The 13,467-nt window shown below is 67.2% G+C and carries 9 protein-coding genes; 5 read left to right on the forward strand and 4 right to left on the reverse strand.

The window, feature by feature from the left end:
• Window positions 1-1,215, reverse strand: a complete 1,215-nt coding sequence (locus OJI97_RS08085) for a M23 family metallopeptidase (protein WP_297662544.1) — start codon at window positions 1,213-1,215, stop codon at window positions 1-3.
• A gap of 323 nt (window positions 1,216-1,538) precedes the next feature.
• Between OJI97_RS08085 and OJI97_RS08090 the strand changes: the two genes are divergently transcribed.
• Window positions 1,539-2,939: an isoprenylcysteine carboxylmethyltransferase family protein gene (locus OJI97_RS08090; RefSeq protein ID WP_297662555.1), complete on the forward strand. Its 1,401-nt coding sequence runs from the start codon at window positions 1,539-1,541 to the stop codon at window positions 2,937-2,939.
• A 40-nt stretch (window positions 2,940-2,979) separates the two neighbouring features.
• On the opposite strand, the gene OJI97_RS08095 is transcribed toward OJI97_RS08090, so the two are convergent.
• Both OJI97_RS08095 and OJI97_RS08100 read right to left on the reverse strand, forming a co-directional pair.
• Window positions 2,980-4,353 carry a glutamate--cysteine ligase gene (locus OJI97_RS08095; RefSeq protein ID WP_297662545.1) on the reverse strand — a complete coding sequence of 458 codons (1,374 nt, stop codon included), beginning with the start codon at window positions 4,351-4,353 and terminating at the stop codon, window positions 2,980-2,982.
• A 49-nt stretch (window positions 4,354-4,402) separates the two neighbouring features.
• Complete coding sequence (locus OJI97_RS08100; protein ID WP_297662546.1) at window positions 4,403-5,161, reverse strand: 16S rRNA (uracil(1498)-N(3))-methyltransferase; 759 nt, start codon at window positions 5,159-5,161, stop codon at window positions 4,403-4,405.
• A gap of 383 nt (window positions 5,162-5,544) precedes the next feature.
• On the opposite strand from OJI97_RS08100, the gene OJI97_RS08105 reads away from it, so the two are divergent.
• The 4 genes from OJI97_RS08105 to ubiA all read left to right on the forward strand — a co-directional run bounded on the left by OJI97_RS08105 (window position 5,545) and on the right by ubiA (window position 9,710).
• Entirely contained in the window at window positions 5,545-6,216 is a 672-nt protein-coding gene (locus OJI97_RS08105; protein ID WP_297662547.1) for a TadE/TadG family type IV pilus assembly protein, read from the forward strand.
• Window positions 6,217-6,251: 35 nt separating this feature from the next.
• The gene (locus OJI97_RS08110; RefSeq protein WP_297662548.1) at window positions 6,252-6,884 is read left to right on the forward strand and encodes a hypothetical protein; all 633 of its coding nucleotides are present in this window, start codon (window positions 6,252-6,254) and stop codon (window positions 6,882-6,884) included.
• Window positions 6,885-6,895: 11 nt separating this feature from the next.
• Window positions 6,896-8,671, forward strand: coding sequence for a pilus assembly protein TadG-related protein (locus OJI97_RS08115; RefSeq protein ID WP_297662549.1), 1,776 nt, complete (start codon window positions 6,896-6,898; stop codon window positions 8,669-8,671).
• Window positions 8,672-8,798: 127 nt separating this feature from the next.
• Window positions 8,799-9,710: a 4-hydroxybenzoate octaprenyltransferase gene (gene ubiA, locus OJI97_RS08120; protein WP_297662550.1), complete on the forward strand. Its 912-nt coding sequence runs from the start codon at window positions 8,799-8,801 to the stop codon at window positions 9,708-9,710.
• Window positions 9,711-9,736: 26 nt separating this feature from the next.
• Here the strand turns inward: ubiA and smc are convergent, their stop codons facing one another.
• Window positions 9,737-13,180 carry a chromosome segregation protein SMC gene (gene smc, locus OJI97_RS08125; protein WP_297662551.1) on the reverse strand — a complete coding sequence of 1,148 codons (3,444 nt, stop codon included), beginning with the start codon at window positions 13,178-13,180 and terminating at the stop codon, window positions 9,737-9,739.
• Window positions 13,181-13,467 lie beyond the last annotated feature (287 nt).

Raw genomic sequence — 13,467 nt, forward strand, 5'->3', positions numbered from 1 at the left:
TTAGCGGGCACCGCGGCCGGCGGGGGCGGCGGAAGCGAGAGCGCCGACTCGCTGTCGGGCGTCGGCTTTGACTTCAAGAACATCGGCTTTGGCCTCCAGGAAGCGGCGCGGATTGACCGCGACACCGTTCAGACGGACTTCGAAATGCAAATGGCTGCCGGTCGAGCGGCCGGTCGAGCCCATCTTGGCGATCTGCTGGCCGGCGGTAACCTGTTCGCCGACCCGCGCGGTGAATCCCGACAGATGGGCGTAGCGGGTCAGGATGCCCTGGCCGTGGTCGACCTCGACGACATTGCCGTATCCCGATTTCTGCCCGACGAAGGTGACGCGGCCGGGCGCGGCAGCGAGGATCGGGGTGCCGAGCGGGCCGGGGAAATCGAGCCCCGAATGCATCGCGCCCGCGCCGGTGAAGGGATCGCTGCGATAGCCATAGCTCGACGAGAGCATCAGCACATGCGCGGGCTGGCCCGAGGGAATGGCGACCAGCGTGCGTTCGAGCACTTCCATGCGGAACAGCGCGCCTTCGAGCGCCGCGAAGCTCTTGCCGAGCGCGCTCGCCTGGCCGGTGCGGCCGCGGAAGGGAATGAAGGGACCGCCGCGCCCGGCCGCGGCGTTGCGGACGAGGCCGGCCGGGTCGAGCCCGAGTTGCGCGACCGCGACCTCGGCCTTGGCGGCGCGCGCCTTGACCGCCGCGAGCAGATGCGCCGAAAAGGCTTCCTGGCGCGCTTCGAGGCGTGCGAGCGCCTGCGCCTCGGGGGGCAGGCGCGGGTCGATCGCGCTGGTTTCGAGCGGTTTGGCGGCGGGCTCGCCGGCGGCCGCGTCGCTCGCGGGCGCAGCGGGCAGCGGCTCGTCGCCGAAATAATCCTTCTTCCATTCTTCGAGCTGACCCTGCCGCTCGTCGAGGTCGGCGGCGATCTCGGCGACGCGGTCGCGATATTTGGCGATGCGGGCTTCGGACGCGGCGGCGGCGGCCTGCTTGGCGGCGACTTCGGCGCGCTCGCCCGAGGTCAGGAGCTGGTTGACGAACACCGCCAGCGTCACCCCCGCCCAGGCGAAGAGGACGAGCCCGGCGATCAGCGCGACGCGCTTTTGCCAGACCGCGCTGATACGCAGGAAACGCACATGGCCGTGCGTGCGGATGAAGATTTCATGGTCCTGGAACAGCGCCGAAAAGCGCTGGCGCCAATGGCGCAGACCCGTCGATTGCGAAGACAAGCTACGACCCCGTCTTGTTGTTTTTGTGGAGCCCTCCGCCCCGGCTTGGCGGCGCGTGTAACAGGGCGCGGGGGTGGGGGCGAATCTTTGGGGGGCGAGTCGCGCCGAATCGAAACCGACTCGCGGTGAACGGTGGCGGGGGAACGGAACGCTGCCATTTTGGCGGGAAATGGCGCCGCGACTCGGCCACTTTACGTGGGAGCGACAGTGCAGGAGATCGCCATTGCATTCCCCGCAATGACGCAAAGTGATGCCGCATTATTATTGACGGCTCGCTAACCATTTCCGCTTATGGGGGGTCTGTGACTCCTGTACCCGATATCGTGTCGCCCGAAGGGGCGCAGTCTGTCGAAGCCGCCGGCGCAGCGCCGGCGAAGCGGCCGCGTTCGGCGGTCAGCGCCGGGGTGGGGATCGTCGGTCTGATCGGCCTCTTCACCTATTTGTTCGCCGCGCGCCACGCGCCCGCCATCGCGGACTGGCTCGGGATCGACTGGGGACAGCGCGGCCCGATGAACGGGCCCAGTTCGGCGATCGCCAGCGTTCTCGCCTGCGGCATACCGATGGTGCTCTGGTCGGTCTTCGTCGACAAGGTGCACCGCAATCCGTCGACAGGAATCGACTGGTCGCTGCGCCGCCCGTGGCGCGAGACGATCGACATCAGCCTGACCAAGCTCGCCGGCCTGTGGGCGACCTGGGCGCTGATCGCGGGCTTCTATCTCACCATGCGCTATTATTGGGAGGGCAGCTATGCCTTCTCGATGGACCTGCTCGAACGGGTGGCGCCGTGGCTGCTGCTCGTGTCGATTCCCTATATGCTCTGGCTCGACCGCCGCCTGGTCGAGCCGCGCGACGGCTGCTATCAATTCGGCCGCTGGCTGACCGCGCCCAAAAATCGGAATGGCGGACAGCCGGTCGACGCCCGCGCGATCGCGCATCATTTCCGCGCCTGGGCGGTGAAGGGCTTCTTCACCGCCTTCATGCTGTCGATCGTGCCGGGCAATTTTTCGGCGCTCGTCTCGGTGTCGATGAGCGAGATGCTCGCCAATCCCTATATGACCAGCCTGTGGACGATCAATCTGCTCTACCTCGTCGACGTCCATATCGCGACCGTTGGCTATATATTGACGATGAAGCCGCTCGATTCGCACATCCGCACCGCGAATCCCTATTTCATGAGCTGGATCGCGGCGCTCGTCTGCTATCCGCCCTTCGTGATGATGGACGGCGGTCCGCTCGACTATCGGGTGAATGGCGCCGACTGGGGCTATTGGCTGCAGGGGCACGATCATCTGATGATGCTATGGGGCGCGGTGCTGGTTGCGCTGGTCGCGGTCTATGCCTGGGCGACGATGGCCTTCGGCATCCGCTTCTCCAACCTCACGCATCGCGGGGTGCTCACCCACGGTCCTTACCGGTTGACCCGCCACCCTGCCTATGTGTCGAAGAATCTGAGCTGGTGGGTCGGCTCGATGCCCTTCCTCGTCACCGCGGGCGGCTGGACCGAGGGACTACGCAACACGCTGCTGCTCGCGGCGGTCAGCGGCATCTATTACTGGCGCGCCAAGACCGAGGAGAAGCACCTCCTCGCCGATCCCGCCTATGTCGCTTATTGGAACTGGGCGCAGGGGAATGCGCTGGTGCCGCGACTGTTCGCGAAGCTTTCGGGGCGCCCGCGCCCGCTGATCCGGCTGGAACCCGACCCGCGCGTGGGGCCGGTGGCGTAACGCTTTTCTCCCCTCCCGCCTGCGGGAGGGGAGTGCGCGTTCAGAAGCTCAACTCGTCATAAATCTTCGACAGGTCGTGGCCCCACGGCCCCTCGTAGCGGTCGAGCAGGTCGTGTGCGGGCGATTTGCCGCTCGCGGCGATGCGGCGCAGCGGTTCGAGGAAGCCGACCTCGTTGTCGCCCATCGAATTGACCTCGCCGCGCGCCGCGAGGCCCGCTGCGGCGATGTCGAGGACGCGATGCGCGAGGTCGCCGACCGTGCCGCCGCCGGGCGCGGGCGCGCAGAGCCCGTCGCGCGGCACCGCGTCGCGCAGCGCCTGCTGCTCGGCGATGCTCCAGCCCTTGACGAGATCCCAGGCGGCGTCGAGCGCGCCCTGGTCGTAGAGCAGGCCCACCCACAGCGCGGGAAGCGCGCAGATGCGGTTCCACGGGCCGCCGTCGGCGCCGCGCATTTCGAGAAAGCTTTTGAGCCGCACTTCGGGGAAGGCGGTCGAAAGATGGTCGGTCCAGTCGGACATCCGCGGCAGCTCGCCGGGAAGCGCGGGCAGCTCGCCCTTCAGAAAGTCGCGGAAGCTCTGCCCCGCGGCGTCGATATATTGCCCGTCGCGAAAGACGAAATACATCGGCACGTCGAGCATATAATCGACATAGCGGTCGTAGCCGAAGCCGTCCTCGAACACGAAGGGCAGCATTCCGGTGCGCGCGGGGTCGGTGTCGGTCCAGATGTGGCTGCGGTAGGACATATAGCCGTTCGGTCTGCCGTCGGTGAACGGCGAGGCGGCGAACAGCGCGGTCGCGAGCGGCTGCAAGGCCAGGCTGACGCGGAATTTCTGCACCATGTCGGCCTCGCTCGCATAGTCGAGGTTGGTCTGGATGGTGCAGGTGCGCAGCATCATGTCGAGCCCCATCGTGCCGACGCGCGGCATATGTTCGAGCATGATCTTGTAGCGCCCCTTGGGCATGCGCGGCAGGTCGTCGCGGCTCTTGTCGGGCCACATGCCGAGCCCGAGGAAGCCGAGGCCGAGTTCGGCGCCGATTTCCTTGACCTGTTTCAGGTGGCGCCCGGTCTCGGCACAGGTCTGGTGCAGGTTTTCGAGCGGCGCCCCCGACAGTTCGAGCTGCCCCGCGGGTTCGAGGCTGATCGCGCCGTCGCTGCCGGAAAGAGCGATGACGTTCCCGCCCTCGTAGACGGGCTCCCAGCCGAAGCGGGTGAGCGCCATCAACAGGTCGCGGATGCCGCCGGGTTCGTCATAGGAGGGCGCGCGGTGATCGGCGGTGCGATAGACGAATTTCTCGTGCTCGGTGCCGATGCGCCAGCGCTCGCGGGGCTTTTCGCCCTTGGCCATGGGGCCCGCGAGCTGGTCGCGGCTTTCGATGATGGGATCGTTTTGATCTGAAACCGTCCGCGTGCTCATGGCCGAGCATTTAGGGAGCGCCGCGCCATCTGACCAGAGGGTGATTGCATCAGCCTTGCAGAGTGTTCGCGGCCCAGTCGCCATGCAGGCCCATCCACAGCCCGACCGCGGCGATCGCCGCGGTTTCGGCGCGCAGGATGCGCGGGCCGAGCGACATACGGCGCACGGCGGGAACGGCGAGCAGCGCCGCGCGCTCGCGGTCGGTGAAGCCGCCTTCGGGGCCGGTGAGGATCGCGGCGGGGGCGGGGGCGTCGAGGCCGGCCAGCGGCGCGCCGCCTTCCTCGTCGGCGAAGAGCAGCGCGCGGCCGGCGGGCCAGTCCTTCAGCAGGTGCGGCAGCTTTACCGGCTCGGCGAGTTCGGGGAGCGCGGTGCGGCCGCATTGCTCGCACGCCTCGACGATCTGCGCCTCGATCCGCTCGCGCTTGACCCGCTCGACGATCGTGCGTTCGGTGATCACCGGTTGCAGCCGCGCGATGCCGAGTTCGGTCGCTTTCTCGATGATCCAGTCGAGCCGCGCCTTCTTGACCGGCGCGAAGCAGAGCCAGAGATCGGGCACCGCCTCGCGCTCGCGCGTCCGGCGCTCGATCCGCACCGTCAGCGATTTTTTGCCCGTGCCGGCGATCGTTCCCAGCCACTCGCCGCTGCGATCGTCGAAGAGCAGCAGCGGATCGCCGGACTTCAGTCGCATGACGTTGAGCAGGTAATGCGCCGCCGCCCCCTCGATGACCGGAGCGGCGTCGGGGCCGAGCGGGAGGCCGGTGAACAGGCGGGGTGTGCTGGCGGGCGGCCAGGCGGGGATCGCGGGCATGGCCCGGCGATAGCAGACCACCCGCTGCTGCGCACCTGTTGGCGGACGGCGGCTCGCCTGTCCCGATTCGGGTCATAAGTCCCGAAACCGGACCCGCGCCGCGCGGGCGTTTAGCGATTTGGTAAGCAGTTTCCCCCTAGTGCGAGGATAGCAGTCGCGCATCTGGGTGGGTGGCGCCTCTGGCTAGAGGGGTTTTAGACCATGCGAGGGACCATTTTCGGCTGTCTCAGGACGGTGACCTCAAATAATCTTCGTCGCGATCGGTGCGGCAAGCCGCTGCGCCATCCGAAGGGGCAGGGGCTTACCGGCCGATCCGCCTCGCAAGCCTTGTCTGACCGAATCTGAACGCGAACCGTGGACACTAGCCGCAAGGAGGGGGCAATATGGCGATCTTGTGCAAAACCATTCATGCCCTGAGGGCGGTTGGAACATTTGGCAGGACGCTGCGGAAAAACCGCAAGGGCACGGCCGTCCTGGAGTTCGCCCTGATCGGACCCGCCTTCATCGCGCTCCTGCTGGCGATCCTGTACACGATGATGATCTATCTGGCGCAGCAAATGCTGGAGACCGCAGCCGAGAGTTCGGGGCGTCTGCTGCTGACCGGCATCGCGCAAACGACGACACAGGCCAACGGAACCGTCGGCATGTCGGCGAGCGACTTCAAGAATGCCATCTGCAACGGCGCCTCCGGCACCAATGCCAGCGGCCAGGCCGTCGCCATTCCTCCGCTGTTGCCGCCGATGCTGTCCTGCTCCCGGCTGACGGTGAATGTTTCCGTCGCGACCAGTTACAACGTGGCCAGCACCTCTGCGCCGACCTTTGCCTATGACAGCAACGGCGTTCTGGTTTCGACGGGTTCGGGCTATAATTACCAGTCGAGCGGCAGCGGCAAGAACCGCATCATCGTCCTGCAACTCATCTATCTGTGGCCGACGGGCAAGGGGCCGCTGGGGCTGAACCTGATCAACGAGCCCAACGCCAATCGCAAGCTGGTGGCGACGTCGGTTTTCACGACCGAGGATTACTCATGCAACGCATCGCAAACCTCATGCTGAGGCGCTTCGCACGAAATACGCGCGGCGCGGTTATCGTGGAATTCGCTTTCGCGCTGCCGGTGCTCATCCTCCTATACACGGGCGGAGTTTATCTGTCGGACATGGTCTCCTGCAAGCGCAAGGTGACCGTCGCGACCCGTTCGCTGGTCGACCTCGTCAGCCGGACCATGTCTCCCGCGATCATCTATAACGACCCGAAAAGCGCCAACGCGAAATCGCACCTCAGCGCCAGTGCCGTCGTCCTGACACCCTACAAGCTCGACAAGGCGATCGAGCAGATTTCGCTGATCCGGGTCTGCGACGCCACGCATGCCTATGTCGTCTGGACGCAGGCCCAGACGCAGAATGTCGACGGCAGCGTCGTCACGGCCACGACCTCCAGCCACTCGGCCGGCACGGTTCCCGCGAATGAGACGCAGTCGGTCGCCAACATCGTCGAGATTCCGAGCGAGATGGTCACCTCCGCGATGATCCCCGCTTCGCCGGACGGCTCGAACATATGCGGAAATCTCGCTCCGGGCACCAGCACCAAGACGCAGGTCGGAACGGCCGGCGGTTGGCTGTTCATGGGCAAGATCAGCTACAGCTACACGCCGTTCATCAGCTTCCTCCCGCTCGCGAACACGACGCTGACCGATACGATCTACATGGTTCCCCGTCTCTACTAGGTGGATATATTATGACCAGGATATTCCCCTCGCGCAGACCAGCGGCCGCCTTGGCCCGCTTCCTCGGCCGTCTGAAGGCCGATCAGAAGGGCGGGGTCTATATGATCCTTGGCTTTTCGCTCATTCCGCTGACCTTCATCGTCGGCTTCGGGGTCGACTACGCCCGCGCCATGAGCCTCCAGACCCGGCTGAACGCCGCGGCCGATGCGGCCGCGCTGGCGGCGGTCGCGCCCTCGATGATCCTCGAATCGAACAGTGTATCGACCGCCGCCGCGACGAAAATGTTCAATTCGCAGGCGGCCGAGTTGCGCGGTTACCGGGATTTGCAGATGACCCCCGTCGTTACCGAGGGCACGTCCGGCGGGAGCAGCGGCGCCCTGGGCTATCTCCGCCAGGCCACTGTCAGCTATTCGGCCAAGTCGATCAACATGTTCGCCGGCCTGCTGGGGGCCGATACGTTGACGGTGAGCGGAGCCGCCACGGCCAGCGCCGCGCAGCCCCCCAACGTCGATTTCTATCTGGCGATGGACAATTCGCCCTCGATGCTGCTGCCCGCGACGTCGGACGGGGTCAGCAAGATCATCAAGGCGACCCAGACAAGCGAAAATTCCAAAGGCTGCGCCTTTGCGTGCCATATGCAGATGTCGCATTCCGACAATATATATATCAAGGATGTGCAGGGGCGTCATGTGCTGCTCTCGACCGGATACTATACTTCGGGTTCGGGAAAGCAAAATGTCTGGTATCGTTGGGACGAAGAAGAAAAAAAGCTCTACGATAGCTCTGGAATTTTAATGAATAAGTCTTACACTTCAAATGGAAATACCGTCAAGATTACATATTCACTCCCGGATTGGGATAATAGAAGTGGCGCTATTGTCATAAAGAAGTCCACGAAGGTTGGAAATTCAAACCCAACAACAGAAACCTTCGATACGGGATATTGGGCCGATGGTTATTGGCTAACCCATAATTATGGGCTGATTTTCTCCAGCGGCCCGTCGAGCATCGTCCTGCGCAAGGACGAGGTCGTTTCGGCGGCATCGCAGCTTATCCCGTTCGCCGCCAATCAGGCGGCTCAATATCATGTCACCTATCAAGCGCAGATGTTCTCGTTCGACTGGGCGCGATCGAGCAAAGACACGCCCGTCAAACAGCTTAACAGCCTGACGAACGTCAATTCATACAGCAGCGGCTTTTCGGCAGCCTCCATATTCCCGGTAGACGATTACTGGTGGAAGAACTCCATGCCCAGCAGCTCCACAAACAACGACGACAAAGCTACGGATGTGGCCGGCATGCTCACCTATTTTAGTGATAAAACGAATCTCCCGGACGCGGGAACGGGCGCTCCCGGAGCGGTGCCGCAGAAGATCCTGTTCATCATCACCGACGGCATGCTCGACCAGCCGGACGGGGGCAGCCGTTATTTCGGGCCGATGCGCGCGGATAAAAGCGGTAAAAGCTATGAACTCGCCAAATGCACGGCGATCAAGGCCAGGGGCATCAAGATTGCGATCCTATATACCCAATATCTGCCCGAATCGCTTGCCGGTGATTCCTGGTCCCAATCGAATATTGCTCCATTCCTGCCCGCTCCTCCCTCGCCCTATCCGAATGGAAACGCCGGGAGTTCCGATCAGGTCCTCACCGCGCTGCAAAAGTGCGCGTCGGTCGGCACCAACGGCGCACCGCTGGTGCAGACCGTGACGGCCGATGACAATATCACCACGGCGCTTCAGCAGTTGTTCTCCACGGCCCTTCAGACGGCCAGGCTGGTGCAATAACGCGGGAAAGGACCAGGCGCCGCCGCAATGCCCCGCGCATTGCGGCGGCGCCTGCCGACCGAACCGCGCGCGGCGCGCCGATAAGCATTTATCCCGCGCGCGACTGCTGCTATCGCCCGCGGCACCGATGACCGCCGCGACGCATCCTCCCGACAGCCAGCATCAGGGCTTCCTCGGCCTGCTGCCCGCGCCGCTGCGCCCCTATGCGCTGCTCGCGCGCTTCGACCGGCCGATCGGCTGGTGGCTGCTCTATTGGCCGTGCGCCTGGGGGCTCGCGCTCGCGGGCGGGGTGCGGAGCCACTGGCCGCTGTTTCTGTGGATGCTGCTCGGCGCGATCGTCATGCGCGGCGCGGGATGCGTCTATAACGACATCGTCGACCGCGACCTCGACGCGAAGGTCGCACGCACCGCGGCGCGCCCGGTCGCGAGCGGCGCGGTGTCGGTGCGCGGCGCCTTGCTGTGGACCGCGCTGCTGTCGCTCGTCGGACTGATCGTGCTGCTGCAACTGCCGCTGCCGGCAGAGATCGTCGCGGTCGCGAGCCTGATCCTCGTCGCCGCCTATCCTTTCATGAAGCGCATCACCTGGTGGCCGCAGGCGTGGCTCGGCCTCGTTTTCAGCTGGGGGGCGCTCGTCGGCTGGATCGCGGTCGGCGGCGGCGACGGTCTCGCGCTGCCCCTGCTCTATGCCGGCTGCATCGCCTGGGTGATCGGCTACGACACCATCTATGCGCTGCAGGATATTGAGGACGACGCGCTGGTCGGCGTCAAATCGAGCGCGCGCGCGCTGGGGCGCCATGTGAAGGGCGGGGTCGCGCTCTGCTACGCCTTCGCGCTCGCGGGCTGGGCGGGGGCGCTGTGGAGCGTGCGGCCCGACCCGTTGGTGCTTGTGGCGCTGGTGCCCGCGGCGCTGCACCTGACGGGCCAGGTGGTGACGCTCGATCCCGCGAACGGCGCCGACGCGCTGGCGAAATTCCGCAGCAACCGCTTCGCGGGACTGCTGGTGTTCGCAGCGATGCTGGTGGTGGGCAGCGCGCCCTGAAAATAATAGGGACTGTCCCTATTTAATCATTCCGCCGCCAGCAGTTCCTCGGCGCCGCCGAGGTCGACCGACACCAGGCGGCTGACGCCCTTTTCGACCATCGTCACCCCGAACAGGCGGTGCATCCGCGCCATCGTTACCGCATTGTGGGTGACGATCAGATAGCGGGTTCTCGTCTCGCGGCTCATGCGGTCGAGCAGGTCGCAGAAACGTTCGATATTCGCATCGTCGAGCGGTGCGTCGACCTCGTCGAGGACGCAGATCGGCGCCGGGTTGGTGAGGAAGAGGCCGAAAATCAGCGCGACCGCGGTCAGCGCCTGCTCGCCGCCCGAAAGCAGCGTGAGGGTGCCGAGGCGCTTGCCCGGCGGCTGCGCCATGATCTCAAGCCCCGCCTCGAGCGGATCGTCCGAATCGACGAGTTCGAGATGCGCCTGACCGCCATTGAAGAGCGTCGTGAAGAGGCGCTGGAAATGCTCGTTGACGGTCTCGAACGCGGCGAGCAGGCGGACGCGGCCTTCGCGGTTCAAATTGCCGATCGAGCCGCGCAACTGGTTCACCGCCTGCGTCAGTTCCGCGATCTCGGCGGCGCTCCGCTCGCGCTCGATGTCGAGTTCGGCGAGTTCGTCGGCGGCGACGAGATTGACCGGGCCGAGCCGCTCGCGCTCGGCGATCAGCCGGTCGTGCTGCGCCGATTCGGCGCTCGCGTCGCCGACCTCCGCGCTTTCGAACCCGGCCTTTTGGGGAAGCAGCGGCGGCGGGCATTCGAAGCGCTCGCCCGACAGGCGGCCCATCTCGACGCGGCGCAGTTCGGCATTTTCGGAGCGCGCGGCCGCCCCGGCGCGGGTTTCGCGCGCGGCGGCGACGCGCTCGCGGATCGCGGTGAGCGCGGCTTCGGCTTCGCGGAGCGCGGCCTCGGCCTCGCGTTCCTGCGCTTCGGCGGCCGCGACCTGTTCGCGCAGACCGGCCTGCCGCATCTCGGCATCGGCGCGGTCGGCGGCGAGCTTGTCGGGAAGGCCGGCAAGTTTGGCGGCCTCGGCGGCGAGCGCTTCGGCGCGCTTGTCCATGTCGGTGACGCGGCGCGCCGCCTCGCCCGCGCGCGCCTTCCAGCTCTTGATTTCGGCGCCGACGACCGCCTGACGTTCGCTCAGCGCCGCGAGCGTGCGGTCGTGCGCGGCGAGCGCGCCCTGCGCGTCGTTCGCCCCGGCGCGCGCGCGGTCGGTCGCGCTTTCTTCGGCTTCGAGCGCGGCACGCGCCAGCGCTTCGTCGGGAAGCGCGGCGAGCGCCGCTTCCTGTGCGGCGAGTACTTCGGTGGCTTCCGTCGCGGCGGCGGCGATTTCGGCGAGGCGGCGGCCCAACAGCGCGGCGGCGTCGCGGTGGCGGTCGAGCGCGGCCTCGGCCTGATCGGCGGCGCGCAGCGCGGCGCGGCGCGCCTCGTCGGCCTGCGCGAGCCCCTTGCGCGCGGCGGCGGCGGCTTCGGCAAGCGCGGCGGCTTTCGCCGCGGCGGCATCGCGTCGGTCGGCCAGTTCCTGCACGCCGAGCTCGACCTGCGGGCGCTGCGCCGCGAGGTCTTCGAGCCGGTTCTGGCGTTGCAGCCGCTCGGTCGCGGTCGCGCCGTCGCCGCGCGTCACGAAGCCGTCCCAGCGGCGCATCACCCCGTCCAGCGTGACGAGGCGCTGGCCGGCCGCGAGCGGTTGGCCGCCGTCGGTTTCGGCGACCGCGACCTGCGCCAGGCGGCGCGCGAGCGCGGCGGGCGCCTGGACATAGTCGGCGAGCGATTCGGTGCCGGCGGGCAGGGGCGGGTCGTCCGTGTGCCGGTCGGCGCCGCCCCAGGCGCGCGCGGCGTCGGGGTCGGTGCCGGCGTCGAGATCGTCGCCGAGTGCGGCGGCGAGAGCGGCCTCGTAGCCGGGGGTCACGCGCAGCCGGTCGAGGATGCGGTCGTCGCCGCTGCGCGCGGCGGCGAGCGCGCGTTCGAGCGTCGCGGCTTCGCCGTCGAGCGCGGCAAGCGCGGCGCGCGCTTCGGCGAGCCCGGCTTCGGCGGCGGCGAGGTCGGCGGCGGTCGCTTCGCGGTCGGCTTCGGCCTCGTGCAAGGCGGTTTCGGCGGCGGCGATCGCGGCTTCGGCCTGCTCGGCCGCCTGCGTGCTTTCGGCGCGGGCCGTAGCGAGCGCGTCGCTGTCGCCGAGCGCGGTGATGTCGGCATCGACGCGCGCTTTCTCTTGCGCGACGCGGCGGACGGCCGCGGCGGCGTTGTCGCGCGCCGAGACCGCGATGCGGCGGTCGGCCGCCTCGCTCGCCGCGCGCGCGCGCGCCTGCGCGAGCGCGACTTCGGCATCGCGAAGATGCGCCTGCGCGCCCTGATGCGCCTCGACGAGCGTTGCCCGGCTCGCCCCGTGCGCGGCGATATCCTGCGACAGCCGCTTCGCTTCGGCGTCGAGCGCGGTGAGCGCGGCGTGCGCCTCGCGCGCGAGTTCGCCCTCGCGCGCGCGGTCGTCGGCCAAGCGTTGCTGCTGCGCCGCCAAATCATCGAGCCGCTGGCGTGCGGCGCGTTCCTCGCCCTGCAGGCGGACGAGGGTCGCGGTCGCCGCGGCGAGCGCGTCGCGCTGCGCCTGCGCCTCGGCGCGCGCGGCGCCGACGCTGGTCGCGACCTCGACCTGCGCCGCCGAGACGGTTTCGAGCTCGGCCTGCGCCGCCTTCACCGCGGCTTCGGCGGCGTCGGCGTCGCGGCGCGCCTGATCGGCGGTGGCCGCGGCGTCGCGCCAGCGTGCATAGATCAACCGCCCCTCGGCGACGCGGATGTCTTCGGACAGCTTCCGGTATTTTTCGGCGGCGCGCGCCTGGCGGCGCAGCGCGTTCGCGCGCACCTCCATATCGGCGACGATTTCGGAGAGGCGGGTGAGGTTGGTCTCGGTCGCGCGCAGCTTTTGCTCGGCGTCCTTGCGGCGGACGTGGAGGCCCGCGATCCCCGCGGCTTCCTCCAGCATCGCGCGGCGATCGGTCGGTTTCGCGGCGATGACGTTCGCGATCTTGCCCTGACTGACGAGTGCCGGGCTATGCGCGCCGGTCGCGGCATCGGCGAAGATCAGCGCGACGTCCTTCGCGCGCACGTCGCGGCCGTTGGCGCGATAGGCGCTGCCCGCGCCGCGTTCGATGCGGCGGATGATCTCAAGCTCGTCGCCCTCGCTCGCGTCAGAGAGACCGGCGACGACTCCACCCTCGGTATCGCAATGGATTGCGACCTCGGCGAAGTCGCGCGGCGGGCGCTGCGAGGTGCCCGCGAAGATGACATCTTCCATCCCCCCGCCGCGCATCGACTTGGGGGAGGATTCGCCCATCACCCAGCGAATCGCCTCGAGCAGGTTCGACTTGCCGCAGCCGTTGGGGCCGACGACGCCGGTCAGGCCGGGTTCGATCCGCAGTTCGGTGGGTTCGACGAAGCTCTTGAAACCGGTCAGGCGCAGGCGCTTTATCTGCACGGGCGATCCCCGTGCAGTCGGTCGAATCGGAGCTGTTGCAACCTGTGCGTCACATTTCCCCCTGACGCCGTCATGGCGCGAGCGGGGGGGAGTCGCAAGGCCTTAGGCCTATACGCCCCCTCTCCTTCAGGGGAGAGGTCGGCTGTCGAGGCAGGGCAGCGCGGCCGCTGCGATTTCGTCCAGCATCCATTACATTCCCGTCATTCCCGCGAAAGCGGGATTCCCGCTTTTCTTCGTGCCTTTGTGCCTTCGTGCGAGTCCAAAAAATCTCGCACGAAGGCACAAAG

The sequence above is a fragment of the Sphingopyxis sp. genome, from assembly GCF_025869345.1.
Taxonomy (GTDB): Bacteria; Pseudomonadota; Alphaproteobacteria; order Sphingomonadales; family Sphingomonadaceae; genus Sphingopyxis.